The sequence below is a fragment of the Chryseobacterium sp. sg2396 genome (assembly GCF_042610505.1).
In the GTDB taxonomy this organism is placed as follows: Bacteria; Bacteroidota; Bacteroidia; order Flavobacteriales; family Weeksellaceae; genus Chryseobacterium.
The window spans coordinates 212,058-236,632 of sequence record NZ_JBHGAQ010000002.1 but is presented as its reverse complement, the minus strand read 5'-3'; the positions used below and the strand labels follow the sequence as shown (position 1 = coordinate 236,632).

Below are 24,575 nucleotides of genomic sequence, written 5' to 3'. Positions count from 1 at the left end.
GTTTTTTAATTCTCAAATTGAGACAATAAAAATATATTTTTTTTTAAATAATTAACATTTTATTAATAACTATTTTAATATTTCCAGTATTTTTGGGGGTTTCAAGGCATAAATTTTATCTTGTAAAGCATAAATAATTTTAAAAATCCCATAAAAAACTTCCCCAAAATGACCGCCAAGCTCTCGAAATTTTCCCTTCCTCTTAAGCTTACCTTTCTTATTTTCTCCATGGTGCTAAACTGCATGGGCATTGTAATCCTTCAACTTTCGGAAGCAAAAATCACCTATGATAAGCTGGGTTTTCTGGAGTCTTTTAAGGATCTTCCGATCGCTTTTATTTCACTTTTTGCCGTAAATTTTATTAGCAAAACCGGAACTAAAAATTCCCTGATCCTGGCTTTAACAATTGTTGGGATTTGCTCGCTGATTTTACCTTTTGTGGAAGTTTTCTGGTTCTACAAGTTGTGGTTTGCGATTATCGGGACCTGTTTTGCGATCGGGAAAATCTGTGTATTCGGAATGATCCGTAATAATGTTTCGGATGAGAAGTCATTGGCAAAAATCATGAACAGTGTGGAAGCATCATTCATGATCGGAATCTTTGTGGTGAATACCGGTTTTGGCTGGCTGATTTCCAGCCGGTTTTCAGAATTCTGGAAATTCGGGTTTTTATCGATCTCGGTTCTGTCGGCAGTTGCGATATTTTTATTTTCAAGGCTGGAGATTTCGGAACCTGCAAAGACGGATCAAAGCAATGTTTTTAAAGAAGTTTCAGGCATGATCAACCCGCTGATGGTTATATTCTTAGCTGTTATCTTTTCTATTCTTTTTGTTGAGCAGAGCTTTAACTCTTGGCTGCCTTCATTTTATAAAAACCATTTGAAGGTGGATTCTTTTTTTGCCCTTCAGGCATCATCATTTCTGGCCCTCTTCTCTTACATCGGGAGAATCGTTACAGCGAATATCATCCAGAGATTTTCATTATCAAAATATTATATCCTTTGTATCTCTATAATCATCTTATTACTGATCTTAATTATCGGGATCCAGTTTGCGGATACGGATGATTCAAGGATTTTACTTTTTTTATTTCCGGTTATCGGGCTCTTCCTGTCACCTCTTTATCCGGTAATCAATTCAAATATGATTGTCAGAATCGATAAGTCAAAAGCTAATCTCCTTACTTCGCTGATCGTTATTTTTTCCTCCCTGGGCAGCTCTGTAAGCTCGATGACAATGGCCGTATTGTTCGGGAACCAGCTCCTTAATTTTTATCCATTCTATATTTTGTGTGCCGTCTCCCTGCTATTTATTATTAGCTTAATTTATTTTAGATTTGCAAATCAAAAAATTTAGAAAAAAATTTTATTTTTACCACCATGAAAATCAATAACGAAAAAAATAAGGAAACCCTTCAGGAACTCATTGATACAAAAGATTTTGTAGCACACGTATCTGTAGACTGCACTATATTTGGTTTTCATAACAATATTCTTAAAGTCCTTTTACTGAAGTATCACGACCTTGACCTGTGGTCTCTTCCGGGCGGTTTCGTTTTTAATGATGAGGATCTGCGTGAAGCGGCTGCCCGTGTTTTGTATGAAAGAACCCACCTTAAAGATATTTTCCTGAAACAGTTCCACACCTTCGGAAGAATCGATAGGACCGAAAACAATGTTCATCAGATCCTTCTTAAAAATAAAGGAGTTGAAGTGCCGAAAGACCACTGGATCTTTCAGCGGTTTATCACGGTCGGCTACTGCAGTCTTATTGATTTCTCAATGGCCAATACATTTCCGGATGCCTTCAATGAAAGTTGTGAATGGTTTGAGGTAGACAAGCTTCCCAGGATGGCATTCGATCATGACAGGATCATTGAAACCGGCCTGGAATACTTGAGAATGAACATCAACACCGAAGTCGCAGCAAGTAATCTGCTCCCGGAAAAGTTTACGATGAAAGATCTTCAGCTGCTGTACGAAACGATTCTCAGTGAAAAGTTCAGAAGAAACAATTTCCAACGTAAGATATTGAGTTTAAACATCCTGGAAAGACTGGAAAAGTTATATGACGGTTCAGCCAACAAGGCACCTTACCTGTATAAGTTTAAAAACAGAATTTACAATCCTACGAACCATTACCCTATTTCCAACAAAGAGGAAGATTGATTTTTAGGATCACCCTTACAAATACTGAATTTAACACACTAAAAATCAGTCGGTAAAAGAGATTTAAAAAAAATTTCCCTGAAATAATGAAAAGTCTTATTTTTAGGAAAATTAAAATATAATGTCATATTATTCCCTTACCAGCATCCCCGATTATTACGGGATCGATGCTTTACTTACCGAAGAACATAAGCTTATCCGGCAGTCTGTAAGAGACTGGGTGGAAAGTTTTGTAATGCCGCAGATCGACCATGCCGCCCAGAATCATACCGATATTCCCAATCTGATGAAGGAACTGGGGCAAATCGGTGCGCTAGGACCTTATATTCCTGTAGAATACGGAGGTTCCGGGCTTGACCAGATTTCTTACGGGCTGATTATGCAGGAGCTGGAAAGAGGTGATTCTGCCGTACGTTCTGCTGCTTCAGTGCAGAGTTCTCTGGTGATGTTCCCCATTAATGAATTCGGTTCTGAAGAACAGAAGAAAAAATATTTACCTCAGCTGGCAGCCGGCGAAATGATCGGATCTTTCGGGCTTACCGAACCCAATCATGGTTCCGATCCCGGTTCTATGGAAACGAATTTCAAAGATATGGGCGATCATTATCTGCTGAACGGCGCCAAAATGTGGATCACCAATTCCCCACTTTGCCATATGGCTGTGGTATGGGCCAAAAATGAGGAAGGCAAGGTTCAGGGACTTATCGTGGAAAGAGGAATGGAAGGCTTCACCACACCGGAAACCCACAACAAATGGAGCTTACGGGCTTCAAAAACAGGAGAGCTGGTTTTTAATAACGTAAAAGTTCCTAAAGAAAATTTACTTCCCGGAGTAACCGGGCTTAAAGGGCCTTTATCCTGTCTGAATTCCGCAAGATACGGGATTTCGTGGGGCGTTATCGGTGCGGCCATCGACTGCTACTGTACCGCTGTTCAGTATTCCAAAGAAAGAAAGCAGTTCGGGAAGCCAATCGGTTCCTACCAGTTGCAACAAAAAAAACTGGCTGAATTCTTAACGGAAATTACCAAGGCGCAATTGCTTTGCTTACAGCTCGGGAACCTTAAAAATGAACATAAAGCAACGCCTGCACAAATCTCTATGGCCAAAAGAAACAACGTAAAAATGGCGATCGATATTGCGCGGGAATCCCGCCAGATTTTAGGAGGAATGGGCATTATGGGAGAATTCCCGATGATGAGGCACGCCGCCAACCTGGAATCCGTGATCACCTATGAAGGAACGCATGATGTACACCTGCTGATCACCGGACTGGATATTACGGGAATTAATGCTTTCTAAACTTTTAAAATTCATCTTATATAAAAAAGAGCCTGATTTTCAGGCTCTTTTAATGCTTATTCTTACTGAAACCCCATAGGTTTTCTAAAACCTATGAGGTTTAATTTAATTATTGCTGTACGCTTTAATTTCCTCCACAAAATTAATACCGGGGTTTAATATTTCTTCGATAAGGCTTTTCACCGATTTCATAGCATCGTCGATATCCCCTCTTTCAAACTGCAGGGAAACGACGCCCTTTTTGGTTTCAGCGAAACTCCATATTCCCGTCTCAATCGGCATTCCCCAGAACTCAGGAAGGTTCTGGACCACATATTGGTAGATACAGAGCTGTAAGGCCTGTTTCCGGTCGTTGCTGTGAAAGTATTCATCAACATTGGCCTCATCAATTTTTACAATTAAATTCTTGATTTTTGCGGTTTTATAATCGATGATCCTTAGTGTACCGTTTAACAGGTCGATCCGGTCGATAAAGCCGAAGAAAGAAATTTTCCCCTGTTCGCCTAATGGGAAATCGACGCCTTCAAAACGTTTTTCAATATCTAAAATTTCCAGCGTATTTCCGCTCTTTACAAGTTCCAGATCATAGGTCAGAATGTTTTCAATTACTTTTTTTGCAATGGCTTTATGAATGAAGTTCATCCCTTTTTCATAAAACTCCGGCTGGTGTTTCAGCTTTTCAATTGCTTTTTCGATATACTGATCTATTGCTTTAACTGATTCTTTTAAATCACTTTCCTTTAACCGTTTACCTTTTGACACCTCATAAATTTCTTGAAGGGTATAATGCACCAGGTTACCGTAATTTTTTACGGACAGTTCTTCTTCGATCTCATCACTTTCCGAAGTATTCAGAATCTTGGAAAGGTAAAAATCAATCGGGTTATAAAGGTAACTCGTAAGGTGGGACGCGGAAACTTTTTCTTTCCATTTTTCAAGCCGCTGCATCACAATCTCTGTTTTTGAAATTTCGATCGGCTGGGTAACGATCGGCTCCGAAGAATTCTCAATAATTATGTGTTCGATCTTATGTGCACTTTCCATTTCAATCTGGGTAATGAACCGGCTTTTCTCTCCCGTATTGACGCCTGAACTTAATGCGTTAAACAACAGATGTACATTCTTTGCATCCTGGATCAGGCGGTAAAAATGATAGGCATAAATGCTGTCGTTCTCCAGAAAGGTATGAAGATCAAAAACCCTCCGGATATCAAACGGAATATACGTGTTCTGTGAATTACCGAGCGGAAGTTTCCCTTCATTTACAGAAAGCATAATCACGTTCTCAAAATTCAGGAGACGCGTTTCCAGCAATCCCATAATCTGAAGCCCGCGCAAAGGTTCTCCCTGAAAGTCGATGCTTTCGGAATTGATGTGCTGGTTGATCAGGATCTCAAGGGTTTCCATTTTGATTTCAAACTGATAGGGCAACAGTTGGTTTTTGATGATCCTGAAAGCATTCTCGAAGTGAGACACGTTTTCGTACTGAATGTCATCAATTTCCAGCCATTTGATCTGCCGGCAGAATTCGATCAGCGTATCGAGATAGATATGGGTTGATTCCGTCTTAATCAGTAAATTATAGTAAGAAAGACTGCCCAGGAGTTCCTGAAGAAGCTTTTTGGAGATATATACGATATTCCGTTCTTCTATTTTGGCCCTGAAATTATTGATAACGAGCTCGTCTTCTGCAGATTTCGGGAGCTCTTCCAGGATCGGGAAAATATCACGGTAGTAGTAAGAAGACTTGTTCTTTTCCAATTGCTTCTGAAGATAGAACAACTGTTTAACGGCATTTGAGAACGAGAGGTTCTTTAAAGGAAAACCCATCGTAATATTGAGGTTCCGGACACCATGCATCACGTCGAGACTGGCCGGAAGCAGGTTTTCATCCAGGAGAACCACCGCCGTATTGGAATACGTTTTATCTTCAATCCCCTCAAAGATTTCCGGTAAAATTTTCGTCTGGGTTACATTCCCGGAAACTTCGTAGACTTTTATATTTTTAGGCTGGTTGAAATCGTCTTCAATCCACTGAAAAGTACGGTGGTCGTCGAATTCCTTCCAGGTTTTATGGTTCCTGAGAAACTTACCGGCTTCCTGCCGTTCGTCGTCAAAATAATACCGGTCTGCCTGGAAGAAGCACTCTGCCTTATTCCACTGTAACAGGCTTCTCACCAGTTTTTCTTCAGCCGGCGTAAAAGCATTGAATCCGCAGAAAATAAATTGCTGTCTGGTACTTTTAGCAAAATCATTAATTTTCGCCTTTGCCGTTTCGTTGATCATTCCGGAAGTTGCCCATCCTTTTTCCTGCAGCTTCTTCTTTAAAACCGGAAGAAAGACGTTCATGTTTTTCCAGAAATTAAGAAACTTCTTTCGCGGCGCTTCATCGTCTTCTCCGAGATCCTGTGCCCATTCTTTGATGCGTTCTTCATCGAACATATACTGCAGAACGGCGGTATCGCTCTCGGAAAACTTCAGCATATCGTCCCAGTCTTTCTGCAGGGTCGGAAACCACTTGAGGAATTCGGCAAAATCATCATTCGGAATTAGATTTAGACCTTTATATACATCAAAAGCAAAAAGCCAGAGCGCAATACCCTGGATTTCCTGCAGATCTGCAATTTTATTAATCAGTTCTTCAATCGTAAAAAAAGTCGGGAGAAACCCTGAATACTTACGGTCTTCCAAGATCCGCCTGATGAAAACGACCGGACGCTTTCCGGGAAGCACAATATTAAACTCGGATAAATCCGCGTTTTGCTCTAAGAGTTCATGGATGACTTTATTGAGGAATTTCAAGATGTTTTAAAGCTTTTATAATTTTCTAATTCTTCAGCAATCATACGATTATATTCCGATTGTTTTTCTTCTATCATTCCGTTCTTTGTTTCACCGTCATAAGCCCTCTGGAAATCCTGATATTCTTTTAAGATACTGTTATAGATGGATTTGAAATATTTATCGAAATCCGCACCCGTTTTTATTTTTTCTGAAGTTTCTTTTCTGAGTTTGCGAGCAAAGACTTCGGCCACATCAAAGTGTTTCTGTTCGTGAAGCAGTACATAATCATTGATCCGTTTATCGTCTTTCCAGGATTTGTCTTCGTTGAAGATCGTTTCAATGTTTATTTTTACAGGAGCTTTGGGATTGGAGGACTTCACATACGAATAAGACCAGCCGCAGTTGGTGTAGGCCACCACGTTGGCTCCCCGCTGGTTGTTGACCCGGCTCTTAAAGTTGTTCCAGTTCAGTTTTTTTCCTTCTGCCCAATATATTTTCTGGGCAAAGATTGTATTGGAAATCAGGAAACAGGCTAAGAAAATTCTCTTCATGTATTTATTCAACAACTATTGTTTTGGTAATCCAGCTGTTGTCTCCGTTCCAGAACTTAAAGGTATAGATCCCCTTCTGCTGCGGACTGAAATTGATCTGGCTGGCTGCGGTGTAGCTACTTTGCGTGCACGGCCCGTCCGTAATGTATTTATAAGCGGTTACATTTCTGGTGAGATTATCGCCGTGAATATAATCATAGCCATAAAACCCCTGGCAATGAGACGGATACGTAGAATATGTTTTGATACTCTGCACCGTAAAGACATCCATCGTATCGTTAATGATCCTTACGCTGTCGATTTTTATACGGTCTACAGATTCAACCGTATTATAATTGTCATCGTTGTTGCAGGAAGTCAGAAATAATCCTAAAACCATTGCAGAAAACCCAATAGAGAAAGACTTTTTCATAGCTAAAAATTTGATTATTAAAAAATTAAACAAAAATTATTCCTCAGTGACGTTGGTTTGAACTTGCTTACTGTTTTATTAATTACAATAGATAATTATAAGATTAGATAATAAAGTTATGGTTAAAATTATTAGGAATTAAAATTCCCTTTTGACAGATACACTACTTTCTTAGTATCATAAAACTCTTCATCAAAATAAGTTTTAAGATTGAAGATTTCACATTTCAGACCGGCAAGTTCCTCTGCCAGGTCTCCGCCTTTCAGATAAAGAATTCCATTATGCTTGGGATTGAACTGTTCCTTTTCAAATTTACCTTTCAGCCATCTCAGGAACTCCGGCATCTGGGTAACCGCACGGCTCACCACAAAATGAAATTTCTCCTTCAGCTTTTCGGCTCTTCCGTGGATGGCCGTTACATTCTTCAGTCCCACTCCTTCTGCGACAGCATTTACCACCGTAATCTTTTTCCCGATGGAATCGATCAGCGTGAATTCGACTTCAGGAAAAAGAATGGCCAAGGGAATCCCCGGAAATCCGCCGCCGGTTCCGATATCCAGTACTTTCGTCCCGGGAGCGAATGCCATGACTTTAGCAATTCCCAAAGAGTGTAAGATATGCTTTTCATAGAGTGATTCCATATCTTTTCTTGAAATCACATTGATTTTTTCGTTCCATTCATGGTACAGGCTTTCGAGTTTGCTGAACTGATCGATCTGCGTTTCTGTAAGATCCGGAAAGTATTTTAATAGTAACGTTGTAGACATCTGAAATATTATAAAAGGCAAAAATAAGTTTTTTTAGCCGCTTTATTCAAAAATTAGAGATTTCAAAACATGAGATTCGCAAATAAAGTACCATCACCTGCTATCATTTGCTGAATGCAATGTGCCATGCTGAGCCTGCCGAAGTACTTTTACGACCGAAAGATCAACGGCTGGAATATAAACAATCCTCTGCGTTGACAGCTGAAGTTTCCCATACCCTTAGTTTTTCATAATTAAAGTAAACTTCCGGCATCTATCTTCCAGTCCTTTAGCCGGAAACTAATTTCTTTCAATAGAATTATCGGTTCTTTTCAACCGCTTGGTAATTGCTTCGTCGAGTTTCCGGACTTTTTTCATTTCATCTGCTCCGAATCTGGCGACATAACCATCCTTCAGGCGGATGGATACTTTATTATCCTGTTTGCTTACGTCCATGCCTTCAATATCTTCATTGGTAAACGAATAATTGGCCATGGCTTGTTTATACTCCGCACGGGTAATATGCTTCGGGGATTTTGGTAAAACCACAGACAAAGCATTGATTTTTTTAATCTGAATTAAATTAAAAACATGGTCACTTTCAGCATCTTCCAGCCTGATAATCAGTCCGGGTAAACCGCTGAATTTATAAGGGCCGTCGTTTACCGGATATTCTTTGCTAAACCAGGCTTCCCAGGTTCTCCCTTTGTAATCCGCTGTTGCTTTCTGGCAGTTCATCCCGTTGATTTTCTTAAACTCTTTTTCGATTTTCCATTTCGGGCTTTCGGTTTCAGGGATCAGGATGTTCACCGTCTTGAAGTTGTCGTAAAAATCCATTTTCCCGGTGGCGTAATCCTTTTGGATAATATAGCTCAGGTTCTGGTCGTATGATTTAGCCTGAAAAAGATCTTTGAAGTCCTTCGTTACGGCGTAGGCTGAATCCCGCTCATGCTTTGCCGAATTATAGAAATACGATTTTTTACCGTCCGTATCCAGGTTCATATAATCGACAATCACCGAATCCTTTTTAGCCGTGTCGGGCTTCATTTTGTATTCATAGACGAATCGGTAGCTTTGTGCTGAAACCAAGGACATCATCAGAAGAAAAAAGAGTTTATACATTTTTATTTTATTTAAAGCGAATTAATAACTACAAATATAGTGATAAACCACTGCACCTTATCATCGAAGTCGGTTTTATTTATTTTTCGAGAAATACTTTTTTATATATTTGTTAAAATTTGAAATCGATATATGGAGAAACTTTCAGAAAGAGTAAACAGACTTGGTTACTCGCAGACTTTCGTGATGTCCAACAAGGCCAGAGAAATGAAAGCCAACGGAATAGATGTAATCAGCCTTACCTTAGGCGAACCCGATTTTGATGTTCCGAACAATATTAAACAGGCTGCCTTCGATGCCATCAACGAGAACTACAGCCACTACTCTCCTGTTCCGGGATTCCTGGAGCTTCGCCAGGCCATTGTCCACAAACTGAAAAGAGACAACAATTTAGAATACAATCCTTCGCAGATCTGTGTTTCCAACGGTGCCAAGCAGGCGATTATTAATGTCCTCGCAGCACTGCTGAACGACGGTGACGAAGTGATCCTTCCGAATCCTTATTGGGTAAGCTACGACGAAATGGTAAAAATGATGGGCGGTTTTTCCGTTATGCTTCCGACTTCTTATGTTACCGATTTTAAGATCACTGCCGAACAGCTGGAAGAAGCCATTACCGATAAAACCAAAGCCGTTCTCTTCAGTTCGCCGTGTAATCCTTCAGGCGGATATTATACGTATGACGAACTGAAATCTCTTGCAAAAGTTATTGCAAAATATCCTCATGTTACCGTTATTTCAGATGAAATTTACGAGTACATCAATTATGAGACGAAAACAACTTCCATCGCACAGTTTCCTGAAGTATACGAGCAGACTGCCGTTATCAACGGGATGTCCAAAGCCTTCGCAATGACGGGATGGAGAATCGGCTATTCCGCATGCCCGGAATGGCTGGCCAAAGCCTGTGAAAAAGTTCAGGGCCAGATGACCAGCGGTGCCAATACCGTAGCCCAGAGAGCTTCGATTACGGCTTTAAAAGCTGATCCTTCAGAATATAAATACATGATTGATGCTTTTAAAGCACGTAGAGATCTTGTTTATGATTTAATGAAAAAAATCCCGGGATTCAAAGTATTGCTGCCCAAAGCAGCCTTCTATTTTTTCCCGGATGTTTCCCATTATATCGGGAAAACACTGAACGGTACGGAAATCAAGGATTCCGATGATTTCGCGATGTTTATCCTTGAAAATGCCCATGTCGGATGTGTGGGCGGTGTTTCATTCGGAAGCCCGGAATGTATCCGGTTTTCGTATGCCGCTTCTGAAGAAGATCTAAAGGAAGCGATGAGAAGAATCAAAACCCTTCTGGATCAGTTTAATTAAACTAAATGATCAAACCCCGTTAAACTTTAAATCTGAAACTTAAATTTTAATTCCAAATTCAACAATGAACATCTTAAAAAAACTAACCATTGCCACCAGCATTGCTGCCGCCAGCTACTGCGGATATGCTTACGGGCAGGATTTCCAGTGGAAAGAAGCACAATCGAACGGCTACACGTACAGATACGTAACGAATGACCCGACGGCAGCAAGATACTATACTTTAAAAAACGGATTGACCGTTATATTAAGTCCGACCAAAAAAGATCCTAGAATCCAGACCTATATCGCAACCAAGGCAGGAAGCAAAACCGATCCTTCCGACCACACCGGCCTGGCGCATTATCTTGAGCACATGCTTTTCAAAGGAACGGATTCTTTCGGTTCCAAAGACTGGTCGAAAGAGAAACCGCTGCTGGACCAGATTGATGCCCTTTATGAAAAATACAATTCAACGAAGGACGAAGCCCAACGAAAGGAGATTTATAAAGAAATCGATAAAGTTTCCGGAGAGGCAGCCAAATATGCCATTGCCAACGAATACGACAAGATGATGGCGGGAATGGGTGCCGACGGTACCAATGCTTTCACTTCCTACGAACAGACCGTTTACACGGAAGATATCCCTGCCAATGTAACGGATAAGTTTCTGGCGGTCCAGGCAGAACGTTTCAGGCAGCCTATTTTAAGGCTTTTCCATACCGAACTGGAAGCCGTGTACGAGGAAAAGAACCGTGGGCTGGACAACGACGGAAGAAAAGTATACGAAGCGATGTTTGCGGCGATGTTCCCGAATAACAATTACGGAAAGCAGACCACCATCGGAACGATTGAGCATTTAAAGAACCCTTCTTTAAAAGCCATCCGGGATTATTACAACAATTATTATGTTCCCAACAATATGGGAATCATCATGTCCGGAGATTTTAATCCGGATGAAATGATTGCCAAGATCGATAAGGCTTTTTCTTATATGAAAAACAAGCCGGTTCCGGTTTATAATCCAGGTCAGGAAAGCCCGATTGCCGCGCCTATCACCAGAGAAGTGTGGGGCCCGAATCCTGAAAACATCATGATCGGTTTCCGTTTTCCGGGAGCTACGACAAAAGACGCACGGATGCTGAATTTTATCGGCAGCATGCTGACCAACGGACAGGCCGGCCTTATCGACCTTGACCTTGTGAAAAAGCAGAAACTACTGAGTGCATACGCTTTTCCTTATGTCCTGAAAGATTATTCCGCATTACTTTTACAGGGGAACCCGACGGAAGGCCAGTCACTGGACGAGGTGAAAAACCTTTTGCTTCAGGAAATCGACAAATTAAGAAAAGGCGAATTCTCCCAGGATCTGATGCAGTCCATCGTGAACAACGAGAAGAAAAACATGATCCAGAAATACGAAAAATATACATCCAGAGCAGAATCGCTGATGGATGAATTCACCTCGGAAGTGGATCACAAAACCCAGCTGGAATATATCGAGGAGATTTCCAGGCTGACGAAAAAAGACATCATGGATTTCGCTGGAAAATACCTTAAAGACGACAATTATGTAGCCGTCTACAAAAGAAAAGGCGAAGACAAAAATATCGTAAAAGTAGATAAGCCTACGATTACCCCGGTTTCCGTAAATCGGGAAGACCAGTCGCCGTTCCTTAAAAAGATCGATGAAATGCCGGAATCGCCTATCGCTCCGGTATGGCTGAATTTCGACAAGGATATTGCTAAAAGCAAGGTAAAATCGGTAGACGTTTTGTCTGTGAAAAATACGGACAACGATCTTTTCAGGTTATATTATCATTTCGATGCCGGAAAATGGAACAATAAAATCCTTCCGATCGCAGCAGAATATCTTCAGTATCTGGGAACGAAAAACAAATCTTCGGAAGACATCAGCAAAGAGTTTTACAAGCTGGCTTCAAGCTTTAATGTAAGCGCCGGCAACGAAGAAACTTATGTCACTCTGGAAGGCCTGAATGAAAATTTCGATAAAACCGCCGCCTTATTTGAGGATCTTATTAAAAATTGTGTGGCCGATCAGAAAGCCCTGGATTCCTACAAAGCAAGACTGAAAAAATCAAGAGCCAACGCCAAGCAGAATAAAAATGCCATCATGAGCGGATTGAGAAGTTACGCCCAGTACGGACCTCAGAACCCTTTCAATAATGTGCTGAGCGATGCAGAACTGGATGCTTTAAAAGCGGAAGACCTGGTGAATATGCTGCACGGATTGTTTAATTTCAAACATAAAATCCTTCATTACGGACCAAAATCCGCCAACGAAGTCGCTTCTTCCCTTACACTGATCCACAAAGTGCCGAATGCGCTGAAGGAAATGCCTAAATCCAAGACCTTCACGCAGGTTCCGACGGATAAGAACAAAGTATTGTTTGCCCATTACGATATGGTTCAGGCTGAAATTTTCTGGGTCCGCAACAGCGATCCGTACAATGTAAGCATTACACCGACGGTTAATCTGTTCAACAATTATTTCGGTGGTGGAATGGGTTCTGTCGTATTCCAGACCATCCGGGAATCCAAAGCCCTGGCATACTCTACTTATTCCTACTTCTCTCTTCCGGGGAAAAAGCAGGACAAAGATATGATCATGGCGTACGTAGGAACACAGGCAGATAAATTCAACGAATCGACCACCGCAATGAACGAACTGCTGACGACCCTGCCGAAATCCGACCAGCTTTTTGAAACAGCAAAAAATGGCCTGAAAAAGTCGATTGCTGCAGAAAGAATAACCCAGGACGGCATTATTTTTACGTATCTGAGAGCACAGAAGCTCGGAAATAATTCAGACATCCGTAAAAATGTCTACGAACAGGCTCCGAAACTGACGTTTGCCGATATCAACAATTTCCACGATAAGGAAATGAAAGACAAAAGCTATACCTACTGCCTGGTCGCTTCGCAGGATAAAGTAAGCGAAGCCGACATGCAGAAACTCGGTGAAGTAAAAAAACTGACCCTGACTGAAATATTTGGTTATTAAATAAGAAAGAGGCTGTCGCAGGACAGTCTCTTTCAGTTTTAAATCAATTATTCTTTCAAGTAAAACAACCTAACCAACCTATACTTTCCACAAATAAATTACTCGTCTAACTTCTCCCTTGCCAAATCCCTCAATATTTTCTAAATTTACCCTTTACTAATCAAAAAAAACACCGGTCATGGAACAAAAAGTACATCAGGGGCGCAACGTAAAAAGATTCAGGGAGATGCTGGGCATCAAGCAGGAAGCATTGGCTTTCGACCTGGGCGAAGACTGGAACCAGAAAAAAATATCGCTGCTCGAGCAGAAGGATGTAATCGACGATTACTTACTGCAACAAATTTCAGAAGTCTTAAAGATTCCTGCAGAAGCATTTCGCAATTTCGATGAGGAGCAGGCGGTCCAGATTATATCGAATACTTTTAATGATCAATCCAATGGATATAATTATTACCCGACGATTCACATAAACCCTTTTGAAAAATGGTTGGAAACCTTAGAGGAAATTAAAAGGCTTAATGACGAGAAAGCGGCTTTGTACGAACGTATCCTTAGAGAAAAAAATCAGACCATTGAAATGCTTGAGAAGCTTATACCGAATAAATAATATAGAGACCTGCCTCAAAGCAGGTTTTTTTTATTTATACTCGACTCTATGATTAAGCTCTACCGGATTATTATTTTCCCTTATTATTTTCTTCAGTCTTTCAGATTCTTCTCTTATATTCATAGAAACAGCATTGCCTGCTCCGTCATCTTTTTTTATGGGAACTCCCATGGATTTCATACGTGCAAAGGGATCTGAATAATAATTCATCGCTAATTTCTGAAATTGTTCCCAGGTCAATTCAAGACCTTTATTTCTATAATAGATCCTTTCATTTCCGTTTTTTATTTCAGTTAAAGTGAAATGGTAATTATTGTTATCATCTGAAATTTTCACAATCAAGCCGGGCAAGCCATAGAAAACATAGGGTCCATCCTGAACGGGAATTTCAGTAGTGAACCACGCGGTCCAGTTTCTACCGCCATACGTCAATTTGCCTTTCTGAACTTCAAAATTGCCTATTCTACTTTTCTCCGGTAAGATCTCCCAATTAAGTTTTTCATCAATTCTTATGAAAAAGATTTCACTGAATACGGTCTGAATACTTTTAAAAACTTCTTTATTAGATAGATTTTTTTTGGTGTAAAACTGATCTTCAAACCTCATTTTTCTGCCCAAACCTAAACCCGTAAGAGCTATAAGTGAATCCGACTTTTTTTCGTTTTCAGTTCTGAAAATTGATATATGATCTTTAACCTCCAAAATGGTTTTTTCTGAAACAATACTATCTTTTAACAGATCTGGCTTATATTCCAGGTCATATTTAAAAATTTTACTTTGACCATATACATAAATAATACAATGAAAAACGAAAAAGAATGATAATCTTGTAAATACTATATTTCCTTTCATATGATAAATTTATTTAAAAATAATGAGACGTATCAATTATACGTCCCATTATATCTTACACTATAAACATCTATTACACCAATTCCCGTTCTTGTCCTGATAAAAGCCACATGTTAATCCATATTGCGCACAAGTATCACCCGAACCTCCAGTAGGAGTACACATATCAGCGCAGCCCCCGGCTCCACCACCATGATAAATTTTACCACCTTGCAAATTTTTCAATTCATTTCTCGAAAGTTTTTTTAAATTTTTCATAATTTAAATGTTTTAAAAATTAAAATTAATTTGTTACACTACAATTTTTTCCGGATCAATTGCTTGTTACGAATATGAAAAATTCTTTATACCTTTACCAAACAGGAAATTAATTATTTCAATTAGAAAATTAATTAAATCTAAACATGAACATCGGAACTAAAATCAAAAATTTAAGAGAAGAAAAACATATTTCCCAGAATGATCTGGCTTTTCAACTTGGCGTTTCCCAAGGAACTTTACATAATATCGAAAGCGGAAATTCTAAAAAGGTAGACTTTTTATTAATGGATAAAATCTGTAAATTTTTTGATAAGGATTTTGAATATTTTTTAGACTCAAACATTATAAACAAAGTCAAGAAAAATTCTGGATTGGTTGGACTAAATAATGTAGATACAATAAATAATAATTTCCCAGAAAATTTCCTTGAAGAATTCAAAAAACTGGTAGAGAAAAACCTGGTTAATGAAAAAATAATTCAAGACCTGAAAAATCAGCTCAATAGCCATTAGCAAAATTATAAAATCCCGAAATCTCAATCATAATTTACTCTGTGATTCAATTCGATTGGGTTGTTATTTTCTTTGATCTGTTTTTTAAGCTGTTTTGTTATTTTATTAAGATCTGTAGGAATGAGATTTCCTTTTTCGTCTCCGGCCTGCACTTTCATATTCCTCGCTTTAATTTCTGCAAAAGGATCGGTATAATAATCCGACTGAATTTTCTGAAAGACTTCCCATTTGACAGCCTTCGCCTTTTTGACTGCAAATAAATTATCTTTCTCGAATTCCTTCATTTTTATTAAATTAAAACTATAATCTGACTTATTATCTGAAATATTTACGATCATTCCCGGCAAACCATTAAAAACATACGGACCTTCCGGGACCGGAATGCTCTGGGTAAACCATGCCGTCCAGCTTCGGCCTCCATAACTTACCGTTGCCTTCTGACAGTCCAGACCCGCCACCTTTTGTTTATCCGGCAGAATTTTCCATTCCAATTTTTCATCAATGGTAATGGAATACTTATCATTAAAAAAGTTTGTGAAAATAATTTTCTGAATATCCCTGGTCTTCAGATTTTTCAGAGTATACAGCTGAGAGTTAAAAACCGGGTTTCTGCCCAGTCCGAGCCCGGTTCTTTGGATCAGAGAATCAGAAGCACGCTCGCGCTCCGACCGAAAAGCCGATTCTTCGCCTAAAACATCCAGATAATAATTTTCCGAACTAAAAGCGGGTTTATCCGGATTCGCTTTATACGTAAGCTCATAAATGAGGGTAATTTGCTGCGCCCGGTACAAAACCGTTGTAAGACTCAGAAGCAGAAATATTTTTTTCATAATGGTCATTCAATTTTCAGCAATCTAGTGAGATTCATGGTTATAAATTCCCTCAAATTTCTGCAGCAAACTATCCTTATTTCCGGGAGTTTTCCCTTAAACCAGCATCAAAAACCATCATAGATTTTATTTATCGGAAGACCTTTGACTGATAGACGAAGTATAACTATCTTTGCACCAGAAAATTTAATTATAAAAATATAACAAATTATGTCTTTAGTAGGAAAAAAATTCCCTAATGTAACAGTAGATGCAATGTCTGAAATGGGGGATGATCTTAGAATCAACATCTTTGAAGAAGCTACATCCAATCAGCAGAAAGTTCTTTTGTTCTGGTATCCGAAAGATTTCACTTTTGTATGCCCTACTGAACTTCATGCATTTCAGGAAGCTTTGCCTGAATTCGAAAAAAGAAACACAAAAGTAATCGGTGCTTCTTGCGACACGAACGAAGTACACTTCGCATGGCTGAACGTTTCCAAAGACGACGGCGGAATCGAAGGGGTAACATATCCTCTTTTGGCTGATACCCACAGACAACTGGCCAACATCCTTGGCATCGTAGACCAGGATTTCGAATATAATGAAGAAGGAGAAGAAGTTTTCACCGGTTCAAACGTAACATACAGAGCAACGTATCTTATTGATGAAACCGGAAAAATTTTCCACGAATCGGTAAACGATATGCCACTTGGAAGAAATGTAAAAGAATACATCAGACTGATCGATGCTTACACACACGTTCAGAAGCACGGTGAAGTTTGCCCTGCCAACTGGGAGGAAGGAAAAGAAGCAATGAAAGCAGACAGAACGTCTACTGCTGAGTATTTAGCTAAAAATTAATATAACAATGTAACAAATCTAGCAGTGTAACAATAATGCAGCAGGAAATTAATATTGGTAAACTGTTGCATTGCTAGATTGGTACATTGTTAAATTTTATTCTAAAATTTAACTTATGTATACCGAATTAACAGAAGATACGCTTCAGAATATCGTAAGCGAAAATGAAAAAGTAGTGGTACAATACGGCGCAACATGGTGCGGGAACTGCAGAATCATGAAGCCGAAGTTTAAAAAACTAGCTTCTGAGAACGACAGCATCCCTTTTCTGTACATAGATGCTGAAAAGCTTCCGGAAAGCAGAAAACTGGCTAAAGTGGATAATTTACCAACCTTTGCCATTTTCAGAAACGGCGAACTGGTAAACCAGGTGCAGTCTAACCAGGCAGAAAGTTTAATCAACTTATTTAACGAATTGTAATTATGAAGTTACCGATCATCAGACAGTTTTATCAGAATCAGACTCCTGAAAATCTTGAAAAAACGCTGGAAGTGCTGGAAAGCTTCACAGAATTCAGAGGAACATCCGAAGAAGATATGAATGTTGCCGGCGAGCTTATTACCAACATCTGCGGCGCTTTGGAAGTTCATGCCAGCGTACAAAGCGGAATGAGTGAAAAGGATGCTTTAAACTCGTTTGCCCAAAAAGTATTAGGTTCTATAGACAAATAATTTTAAACAAATTTCACGAATAACACAAATCATAAAACCCTGTCATTGTGCCAACATGAGTTCTATTTGTTTAAACCACTAAAAAACAAAATCCCGATGCCGAGACATCAGGATTTTTTGGGTTTACAACATTTCTTTTATTTTCATTAATTCCTTCTGCTCATCAGAATGCTCAGGATATACCAGAACAGCAGCATAATGGAAGCAAACAACTGCAAAGAAGCGCCTACGTACTGATTCGTGCTGTACGCATTTTTAAGAATACTCGTCTGATACAGGATCGTTGCAGAAGCCAGGATCACCATTCCTACTGAGAACCAAAGTCCGAGATCGAATCCGAAAAGCATTCCTCCTACAATTAGTCCCAGTGAAATAAATCCTCCGATAATAATGATATTTCTCAGGAACGAAAAATCCCTTTTGGAAGTAAAAGCGACAAGCGAAATTCCTGCAAACATCGCTAAGGTAAGCATGGCTGCCTGAAAAATGACGTTCGGCCCGGCATATAGTGTCGCGATTTTAATTAACGGCAGGAAAATAACGGCTTCCAGCAGGACATAAAATCCAAGCCCGAAATACTGAGTCGACTGGCTCTGTGAAAGCGACCACTTGGTTGCCAGCACTGAAGCCAGCCAGAATACCCCGATGATCAGCAGCCAGATATACCTTTGGGCAAACATGGCAAAGATCACCTGATCCGGAACCATTTTCAACAATACACTTTCTACCCCGATAAAAGCAAGGATCGATAAGGCTACATGAATATAGGTTTTCCTGTAAAACGCTGCTTTATCAACGTCATTGGCGTGCGCCACTAAAACATCTGTCATCATAGTTTTATTTTTTTATTTAATGTAAATTTAATCGTTTTTAATTCAATTGTTTCATAGGCTTTATTCCTAAAATATTTCCATTCTCATCAAAAAGGACAGATATTACTTCCTTAGGAGGAGAAATGTCATCCGTATATTTAAATTGAACCATCGGATGCTGATTCCCATCATCAGTGATCTGAAAGCCCGTCATGAAAATTTCAATATTCTTATCCAAATGAATGCTCCCGGCTAATGTTTTTAAAACATCATCTGTTGCGGAAACCTTTATACTTTCGACCAGAATATTTCTTGCTCCGGCGAAATCAGAAATTTTAAGCTTTTCAAGAAACTTCAGGAATTCCATCCGTTATAAACCTATCTTCTCTTTGCTTAAAGCATTACCGGCATCCTCCTCTTCTCTCTCATTCATTACATATAGTCTTATCTTATGAGTAGGAACAGTAGCCATCATTCCCTGCCTTTCATAATGCTCTGACAGGTCTATATTGGCTGAGATACTTATACTGTCATTAATCTTCCACTCATCACTTCGGTGAAGACCTTCGCTGGAATTGAGAAGATCGAGATTATCCAGATTCCCTTCCCGAATGCTTTTGCCATATTTTTTCGAAACTTCGCCGATAAGCTCAAGATATTTCTTGATCATGGCTTTATTAAAGGCGATAGCTTTCTTTACATTTTCACCTTTGTCAAAATTATGGACGTCCCACTCATAGAGAATTTCAGCAATGGCTGAATCTTTTTTATAGCCGTAATAAAATACCAGAAGGTTGGGAATATCTTTTTCTTTCCGTTCAAAAATAACCGGTTTAAAAACAGGTTTCACGGAAACATAATTTTCATCCGTTTTGAATAGTTTATTTTCCAGACGATTTTCCAATTGAATGAAATCGTTTAATTTTTTTCCCTGAATCTCAGTTTGAATGATGTTCTGAGAAAAGCATAACGGACTGAGTAAAAATAAACTTAAAACCTTTATTTTCATTATGTTTAAAAGGAGTATATGGTTTTATTTATTAATTTTTTATTTCACCGTCTTATACGGCTTGATACCCATTATTTTCCCATCCTTGTCAAATACGGCGGTAATAACCTTCGCTGGTTCAGCCGCTTTATCATCAGCATATTTGTATTGGATCATCGGCAACCTGCTTCCGTCGATAAAAGGCTTGTCACCGCTTTTGATAATTTCAAATGTCTTGCCGGTATCAATATCGGCAGCCAGCTTTTGAAAAACCACATCCGTGACCATTTTTTTCGCTCTCTCGGAAAGCAGGGCTTCCATTCCTTTACGATCCGAAGCCTTCAGCGCATTGATGAATTTCAGGAAGTTTCCGTTATAAAGGGCGATTTCTTCTTTCGTTAACTGCAGTGCAGGTTTTGTATCACTGCTGATGCTCTCCTTTTTGGTTTCCGGTTTAGGTGCTGCTTTTTTCTGGGAGAAAAAGAACGGCGCGGGTAAGACGGAAAGGATTAAAAATATTTTTCTCATGCTTAATTATGGCTTATAGTAAACAGAATTATACTTTACTTATTGCCTGCTGTTACCATTTATTTACTGTATTCCGGCTTCACACCCAGAATCTTCCCGTCATTCTCAAAAATAACGGTAATAATATCTCTTGGCGGATCGGACGGATCATCAGCATATTTATACTGGATGGCCGGATAGGTTTCGTTATCCAGCAGTTTCTGGTAACCCGATTTGTACACCTCGGTCTTCCGCTCAAAGCTGATGCCGCCGGATAGCTTCCGGATCACATCATCGGATACAATATCTTTTACCTTGTCGGAAATCAGACCATTAACGGCCTGCTTGTCCGAATTTTTCAATGCCGTCACAAACTTCGTAAAATACTGATTGTAAATGGCAATCTGGTCCTTGCTCAATTCGGACGTCAGTTCAATTTTTTTGCTTTCAACAATTTTGATCTGGCTCGCCTGGGAAAATCCCAGCTGAAATGCCAGTACGGTAAGAACCGCTATTATTTTTTTCATACGGATCAGGATTGGTAACGGCAAGATACGAAGAATTATATTACCGATAAAAATTTCATGGTGTCCACATTATCTGCATACGTATCCAGTCCAGGGTTCTGGGCTTCTCCTGGCTTTACGGAATTCAGGCCAAGCTCTTCTCCGGCAACAATGCATTGGATGTTTTCTTCATTCTCAGCAATAAAGCTCTTCACTTCATCCAGAGAAGAATAGCGGCTGAAATTAATAACGGAAAGCGGACTGAAAAGTTTTTCATCCTCCTTCAGCATCACGAAATTGTTGTCCCAGAATTTTTCCTGGTTTAATAAGTAAATGGCCCGGTTGTAATCGTAATTGTTGGCGTATTTATTATGGTTGATGATGTCCTGGAAGTCCAGGAAACTTTCAAAAAGCCTGTCGATGACAAAATCCTGAGGAATAAACAGCCGTGTCACGTTCCTGCATCCCAATCCGAAATAACGGAAAATATCCTCTGCCAAAAGTTTCAGGTCCTCTTCTGTTTCATCACCCTTTAAAACAGCGATTGATGTCCTGTTTTTCCGGATAATATGCAGATGGTTTTTAAAATAATATTCCAGGTACCGCGCTGTATTGTTGCTTCCGGTAGCGATCACCGCATCAAAATTCTCAAGCTTTTCCACAAATTCAAAAGGAACGCTGCCTTCTGAAAATTCATTCCACTTTTTTAATAAAAACGGAATCATATACTTATCTTTTGAAGAAAGCTTGATGACGGGAATATGATTGCTCAGCACAACGGAAATTACATCGTGGAATCCTACCAGAGGAATATTTCCGGCCAGGATAAGCCCTACCCTTTTTGATATTCCTGAGACCCGGTATTTATTCAGCCAGCTGCCGATGTTTTTCTCCGTCAGCAAATCTGCCCACTGCTGCATGGCAAATTTTTGATTTTCAATGGTAAACCACGGGTTTTCGATTTTGGATCTTTCTAACAACGATTCAAAACCGGCATCATCTTCGCTGTACGCTTCCTGATTTTTGGCTAAAAAGTCTTTTATGTATCGGCTAAGCCTTGTAAGTCCTAAAACTTGATTTTCGGTATTCATAATTACTGTAAAATTGGGGAATATTTTGTAATTTTGTGCAAATTTAAAAAAAATTAGCGATGGCTATTAAAATAACTGATGAATGCATTAACTGCGGAGCCTGCGAACCGGAATGCCCGAACAATGCAATTTATGAAGGAGCAGTAGACTGGAAAGCTTCTGAAGGTACCGAACTGAAAGGTACCGTAACCCTGACTTCAGGACTTACGGTGGATGCCGATGCGCCACAGGAGCCTGTAAGTGATGATGTATACTTCATTGTAACCGATAAATGTACGGAATGCAAAGGCTTCCACGAAGAACCGCAATGTGCTGCCGTGTGCCCGGTAGACTGCTGTGTACCGGATGAGGACCATATAGAATCTGAAGAAGCACTGCTTAATAAAAAAGCATTCTTACACGGAGAATAATAACTGCCGTCTCATTCATCATGAGACGGTTTTTTATATGCCCAAACCCTGATTTTTAATAAGAAACTATAAATGAAACGGTAAAGGAAACTTTACAGAAAATCCAAAAAAATAAATGATATGAGCAAAAAGCACAACTTCAGCGCAGGACCATGCATCTTACCTCAGGAGGTTTTCGAAAAATCGGCACAGGCGATTCTGGATTTCAACGGAATCGGCCTTTCCCTTCTTGAAATTTCGCACCGGAGCAAGGATTTCGTGGCGGTAATGGATGAAGCACGCGCCATCGTAAAAAGACTGATGAATCTGGGTGATGATTACGAAGTTTTATACCTGGGCGGAGGTGCCAGCCTGCAGTTTGCGATGGTTCCGTACAACCTGATGAAAGTAGGCGGAAAAGCAGCGTACCTGGATACGGGAACATGGGCTGCCGGCGCCATTAAAGAAGCTAAAAAAGTAGGAACTGTGGATGTGGTGGGTTCTTCCAAAGAAGAAAACTATTCTTTTATTCCTAAAGATTATACCGTAGGTGCGGAATACGATTATTTCCATTGCACTTCCAACAATACCATTTACGGAACCCAGATGAAATCCTTCCCGGAAGTAAATACACTGATGGTTTGTGATATGAGTTCCGATATTTTCTCAAGACAGCTGGATTTTTCGAAATTTGACCTGATCTATGCCGGAGCCCAGAAAAATATGGGGCCTGCGGGAGTTACGCTGGTGGTCATCAAAAAAGAAATTTTAGGAAAGACAGGAAGAGAAAATATGTTCTCCATCCTGGATTATTCACAGCATATCGCTAAAGAATCCATGTATAACACGCCGCCGGTTTTCCCTGTCTATGCTTCCCTGCTTACGTTGCAGCACTTGGAAAACAACGGGGGAATTGCAGCTGCCGAAGCCAGAAACGAAGCCAAAGCAAAATTATTATATGATGAAATCGACAGCAACCCTCTGTTTGAAACCTTCTGCGTAAAAGAAGACCGTTCTTTGATGAATGTTTCTTTCAAGATTACCGACGAGAGCAAAAAAGAGGAATTTGATGCCGCATGGAAAGCTTCAGGCATCAGCGGACTGAACGGGCACAGGAGCTTGGGCGGATACAGAGCAAGTTTGTACAACGCCATGCCAATCGAAAGCGTACAGGTTCTGGTGGACGTCATGAAATCTGTTAATTAATATAAAATACTAAAATTCAATCATTTAAACAATAACAGGTTTTATTTTAAATTTTCTTAATTTGCGCCACTGTTAAATTATTTAATAATTCACTTATTTAAATAATTAAAGAATATAAAAACATGAGAGTTTTAGCCAACGACGGAATTTCAAAAGCAGGTGAACAGGCATTGAAAAATGCAGGGATCGAGGTGCTGGACCACAGGGTTGCACAGGATCACGTCATCAGTTTCATCAACGAAAACAACGTAGACGTTCTTTTGGTAAGAAGTGCCACCAAAGTAAGAGAAGATCTTATCGATGCCTGTCCGGGACTTAAGATTATCGGAAGAGGTGGCATCGGGATGGACAACATTGATGTTGAATACGCGATTGAAAAAGGAAAATATGTGATCAATACCCCGACGGCATCCTCAAAATCCGTAGCGGAGCTGGTATTCGGACACTTCTTTTCGCTGGCACGTTTTCTCCATGAATCCAACAGGCTGATGCCGCTGGAAGGAGAAACGCATTTCAATGCCATGAAAAAGTCGTTTGCCAATGCATATGAGCTTTCAGGGAAAACCCTCGGTGTAATCGGTTTCGGAAGCATCGGCCAGGAAGTACTGAAGATGGGGATTTCACTCGGAATGAAAGTTAAAGTTCTTACGAGAAAGCCCATAACCAAATTCCTTACGCTGGAATTTTTCGACGGCCAGTCGGTGAACTTTGAGATCACTTCCACCAATGATACAGATGCTTTTCTGAAAGATGCGGATTTCATCAGCATCAATACGCCTAAAACGAACGAATATATCATAGACACGCCTCAGTTTGAGAAAATGAAAGACGGTGTTTACATCGTAAATACGGCAAGAGGTGGTGTGATGAATGAAGTTGCCCTGATCGATTTTATCGAATCCGGAAAAGTAGCGGGTGCTGCGCTGGACGTTTTTGAAAAAGAACCGAGCCCGGAAGTTCTTCTTCTGATGAACCCTGCCTTATCGCTTTCCCCGCACGTCGGAGGAAATACGGTGGATGCCCAGGAAAAAATTGGTGTCGAACTTGCAGAACAGATTATTAAGATTAAAGAAACTATATTATAAA

Annotated in this window: 27 protein-coding genes; 13 read left to right on the top strand and 14 right to left on the bottom strand. The window is 39.8% G+C overall.

Annotated elements, in window-relative coordinates; all coding sequences use genetic code 11:
• Positions 1-168 precede the first annotated feature (168 nt).
• The 3 genes from ACED20_RS02825 (at position 169) to ACED20_RS02815 (ending at position 3,468) form a co-directional block, all read left to right on the top strand.
• On the top strand, positions 169-1,356 hold the full coding sequence (locus ACED20_RS02825; protein ID WP_294233330.1) for a sugar MFS transporter: 1,188 nt from the start codon (positions 169-171) through the stop codon (positions 1,354-1,356).
• 23 nt (positions 1,357-1,379) lie between these two features.
• On the top strand, positions 1,380-2,168 hold the full coding sequence (locus tag ACED20_RS02820; protein ID WP_294200313.1) for an NUDIX domain-containing protein: 789 nt from the start codon (positions 1,380-1,382) through the stop codon (positions 2,166-2,168).
• A 121-nt stretch (positions 2,169-2,289) separates the two neighbouring features.
• Positions 2,290-3,468, top strand: a complete 1,179-nt coding sequence (locus ACED20_RS02815) for an acyl-CoA dehydrogenase family protein (protein WP_294200312.1) — start codon at positions 2,290-2,292, stop codon at positions 3,466-3,468.
• Positions 3,469-3,573: 105 nt separating this feature from the next.
• On the opposite strand, the gene ACED20_RS02810 is transcribed toward ACED20_RS02815, so the two are convergent.
• The 5 genes from ACED20_RS02810 to ACED20_RS02790 form a co-directional block, all read right to left on the bottom strand.
• On the bottom strand, positions 3,574-6,270 hold the full coding sequence (locus ACED20_RS02810) for a PD-(D/E)XK nuclease family protein (RefSeq protein ID WP_378103415.1): 2,697 nt from the start codon (positions 6,268-6,270) through the stop codon (positions 3,574-3,576).
• A complete protein-coding gene (locus ACED20_RS02805; protein ID WP_294233320.1) occupies positions 6,267-6,803 on the bottom strand; it encodes a DUF922 domain-containing protein in 537 nt (178 codons plus the stop codon). Before ACED20_RS02805 ends, ACED20_RS02810 begins: the two co-directional genes overlap by 4 nt.
• A gap of 4 nt (positions 6,804-6,807) precedes the next feature.
• A complete protein-coding gene (locus ACED20_RS02800) occupies positions 6,808-7,215 on the bottom strand; it encodes a hypothetical protein (RefSeq protein WP_378103412.1) in 408 nt (135 codons plus the stop codon).
• A gap of 131 nt (positions 7,216-7,346) precedes the next feature.
• A complete protein-coding gene (gene rsmG, locus ACED20_RS02795) occupies positions 7,347-7,982 on the bottom strand; it encodes a 16S rRNA (guanine(527)-N(7))-methyltransferase RsmG (protein WP_294200306.1) in 636 nt (211 codons plus the stop codon).
• Positions 7,983-8,261: 279 nt separating this feature from the next.
• Positions 8,262-9,083: a GLPGLI family protein gene (locus tag ACED20_RS02790; protein ID WP_294314528.1), complete on the bottom strand. Its 822-nt coding sequence runs from the start codon at positions 9,081-9,083 to the stop codon at positions 8,262-8,264.
• 132 nt (positions 9,084-9,215) lie between these two features.
• Here ACED20_RS02790 and ACED20_RS02785 point away from each other — a divergent pair, with 132 nt between their 5' ends.
• The 3 genes from ACED20_RS02785 (at position 9,216) to ACED20_RS02775 (ending at position 14,020) form a co-directional block, all read left to right on the top strand.
• On the top strand, positions 9,216-10,409 hold the full coding sequence (locus ACED20_RS02785) for a pyridoxal phosphate-dependent aminotransferase (RefSeq protein WP_378103409.1): 1,194 nt from the start codon (positions 9,216-9,218) through the stop codon (positions 10,407-10,409).
• A 64-nt stretch (positions 10,410-10,473) separates the two neighbouring features.
• Entirely contained in the window at positions 10,474-13,413 is a 2,940-nt protein-coding gene (locus ACED20_RS02780; protein WP_378103407.1) for an insulinase family protein, read from the top strand.
• Positions 13,414-13,591: 178 nt separating this feature from the next.
• Positions 13,592-14,020, top strand: a complete 429-nt coding sequence (locus ACED20_RS02775; protein ID WP_294200300.1) for a helix-turn-helix transcriptional regulator — start codon at positions 13,592-13,594, stop codon at positions 14,018-14,020.
• 30 nt (positions 14,021-14,050) lie between these two features.
• Here ACED20_RS02775 and ACED20_RS02770 read toward each other — a convergent pair whose 3' ends face one another.
• Both ACED20_RS02770 and ACED20_RS02765 read right to left on the bottom strand, forming a co-directional pair.
• The gene (locus ACED20_RS02770) at positions 14,051-14,872 is read right to left on the bottom strand and encodes a GLPGLI family protein (RefSeq protein WP_294292737.1); all 822 of its coding nucleotides are present in this window, start codon (positions 14,870-14,872) and stop codon (positions 14,051-14,053) included.
• A 60-nt stretch (positions 14,873-14,932) separates the two neighbouring features.
• Complete coding sequence (locus ACED20_RS02765) at positions 14,933-15,130, bottom strand: hypothetical protein (RefSeq protein WP_294223945.1); 198 nt, start codon at positions 15,128-15,130, stop codon at positions 14,933-14,935.
• Positions 15,131-15,276: 146 nt separating this feature from the next.
• Here ACED20_RS02765 and ACED20_RS02760 point away from each other — a divergent pair, with 146 nt between their 5' ends.
• A complete protein-coding gene (locus tag ACED20_RS02760) occupies positions 15,277-15,645 on the top strand; it encodes a helix-turn-helix domain-containing protein (RefSeq protein ID WP_294223942.1) in 369 nt (122 codons plus the stop codon).
• Between the two features lie 23 nt (positions 15,646-15,668).
• Here ACED20_RS02760 and ACED20_RS02755 read toward each other — a convergent pair whose 3' ends face one another.
• The gene (locus tag ACED20_RS02755; protein WP_378103404.1) at positions 15,669-16,475 is read right to left on the bottom strand and encodes a GLPGLI family protein; all 807 of its coding nucleotides are present in this window, start codon (positions 16,473-16,475) and stop codon (positions 15,669-15,671) included.
• A gap of 210 nt (positions 16,476-16,685) precedes the next feature.
• Between ACED20_RS02755 and ACED20_RS02750 the strand changes: the two genes are divergently transcribed.
• From ACED20_RS02750 to ACED20_RS02740, 3 genes are all read left to right on the top strand, one after another.
• On the top strand, positions 16,686-17,318 hold the full coding sequence (locus ACED20_RS02750) for a peroxiredoxin (protein ID WP_294331065.1): 633 nt from the start codon (positions 16,686-16,688) through the stop codon (positions 17,316-17,318).
• 115 nt (positions 17,319-17,433) lie between these two features.
• Positions 17,434-17,739, top strand: a complete 306-nt coding sequence (locus ACED20_RS02745) for a co-chaperone YbbN (protein ID WP_294197612.1) — start codon at positions 17,434-17,436, stop codon at positions 17,737-17,739.
• Positions 17,740-17,741: 2 nt separating this feature from the next.
• Positions 17,742-17,990 (top strand): DUF6952 family protein, encoded by a 249-nt coding sequence (locus tag ACED20_RS02740; RefSeq protein WP_294197614.1) that lies wholly within the window; start codon positions 17,742-17,744, stop codon positions 17,988-17,990.
• A gap of 146 nt (positions 17,991-18,136) precedes the next feature.
• Here ACED20_RS02740 and ACED20_RS02735 read toward each other — a convergent pair whose 3' ends face one another.
• From ACED20_RS02735 to ACED20_RS02710, 6 genes are all read right to left on the bottom strand, one after another.
• Positions 18,137-18,823 carry a Bax inhibitor-1 family protein gene (locus ACED20_RS02735; protein ID WP_294229042.1) on the bottom strand — a complete coding sequence of 229 codons (687 nt, stop codon included), beginning with the start codon at positions 18,821-18,823 and terminating at the stop codon, positions 18,137-18,139.
• A 37-nt stretch (positions 18,824-18,860) separates the two neighbouring features.
• Entirely contained in the window at positions 18,861-19,169 is a 309-nt protein-coding gene (locus ACED20_RS02730) for a hypothetical protein (RefSeq protein WP_294263030.1), read from the bottom strand.
• A 3-nt stretch (positions 19,170-19,172) separates the two neighbouring features.
• Positions 19,173-19,652: a hypothetical protein gene (locus ACED20_RS02725; RefSeq protein ID WP_294229035.1), complete on the bottom strand. Its 480-nt coding sequence runs from the start codon at positions 19,650-19,652 to the stop codon at positions 19,173-19,175.
• 198 nt (positions 19,653-19,850) lie between these two features.
• On the bottom strand, positions 19,851-20,318 hold the full coding sequence (locus ACED20_RS02720) for a peptidylprolyl isomerase (RefSeq protein ID WP_294197619.1): 468 nt from the start codon (positions 20,316-20,318) through the stop codon (positions 19,851-19,853).
• Positions 20,319-20,377: 59 nt separating this feature from the next.
• Positions 20,378-20,824, bottom strand: coding sequence for a peptidylprolyl isomerase (locus tag ACED20_RS02715; RefSeq protein ID WP_378103402.1), 447 nt, complete (start codon positions 20,822-20,824; stop codon positions 20,378-20,380).
• Positions 20,825-20,859: 35 nt separating this feature from the next.
• Positions 20,860-21,894 (bottom strand): acyl-CoA reductase, encoded by a 1,035-nt coding sequence (locus tag ACED20_RS02710; protein ID WP_378103400.1) that lies wholly within the window; start codon positions 21,892-21,894, stop codon positions 20,860-20,862.
• Positions 21,895-21,953: 59 nt separating this feature from the next.
• Here ACED20_RS02710 and ACED20_RS02705 point away from each other — a divergent pair, with 59 nt between their 5' ends.
• The 3 genes from ACED20_RS02705 to ACED20_RS02695 all read left to right on the top strand — a co-directional run bounded on the left by ACED20_RS02705 (position 21,954) and on the right by ACED20_RS02695 (position 24,574).
• The gene (locus tag ACED20_RS02705) at positions 21,954-22,304 is read left to right on the top strand and encodes a 4Fe-4S binding protein (RefSeq protein WP_294200743.1); all 351 of its coding nucleotides are present in this window, start codon (positions 21,954-21,956) and stop codon (positions 22,302-22,304) included.
• 120 nt (positions 22,305-22,424) lie between these two features.
• Positions 22,425-23,489, top strand: a complete 1,065-nt coding sequence (serC, locus tag ACED20_RS02700; RefSeq protein ID WP_294200744.1) for a 3-phosphoserine/phosphohydroxythreonine transaminase — start codon at positions 22,425-22,427, stop codon at positions 23,487-23,489.
• Positions 23,490-23,611: 122 nt separating this feature from the next.
• Positions 23,612-24,574, top strand: a complete 963-nt coding sequence (locus ACED20_RS02695) for a D-2-hydroxyacid dehydrogenase (protein WP_294200746.1) — start codon at positions 23,612-23,614, stop codon at positions 24,572-24,574.
• Position 24,575 lies beyond the last annotated feature (1 nt).